Annotated in this window: 1 protein-coding gene; it reads right to left on the bottom strand. The window is 70.7% G+C overall.

From position 1 onward, the window contains the following. On the bottom strand, positions 1–583 hold a 583-nt coding region (locus tag RM779_RS33265), incomplete at both ends, for a polyketide synthase (protein ID WP_311621533.1).

A 583-nucleotide genomic window follows, 5' to 3' on the forward strand; every position in this document is an offset into this window, starting at 1 on the left:
CCGTCAGCCCATTGCTCGCACCGTCCTGATTCACCGCAGAACCCCGCACCACCGCCAGCACCCGATGACCGTTCCGCCGCGCATCCGACAACCGCTCCAACAGCAACACCCCCACCCCCTCCGCCCATGCCGTGCCGTCGGCCGCGGCGGCGAACGGCTTGCACCGGCCGTCGGGGGCGAGCCCGCGCTGACGGCTGAACTCCACGAAGAGGCCAGGGGTCGACATCACCGTCACGCCACCGGCCAGCGCCATCGAGCACTCGCCGTTCCGCAGCGACTGCGCCGCCCAGTGCAGGGCCACCAGCGACGAGGAGCAGGCCGTGTCCACCGTCACCGCGGGACCTTCAAGACCGAACGTGTAGGCGATGCGGCCGGTCGCCACGCTGCCCGCGCTGCCGCTGCCGAGATAGCCCTCCAGCCCTTCCGCCTCGTCGGGTAGTTCCTGCAACCGGGCCGCGTAGTCGTGGTACATGACGCCCGCGAAGACACCGACGTCCTTGCCGCGCATCCCGAGCGGATCGAGCCCCGCCCGCTCGAACACCTCCCACGACGTCTCCAGCAACAACCGCTGCTGCGGGTCCAT

It is taken from the genome of Streptomyces johnsoniae, from assembly GCF_031845565.1.
Taxonomy (GTDB): Bacteria; Actinomycetota; Actinomycetes; order Streptomycetales; family Streptomycetaceae; genus Streptomyces; species Streptomyces johnsoniae.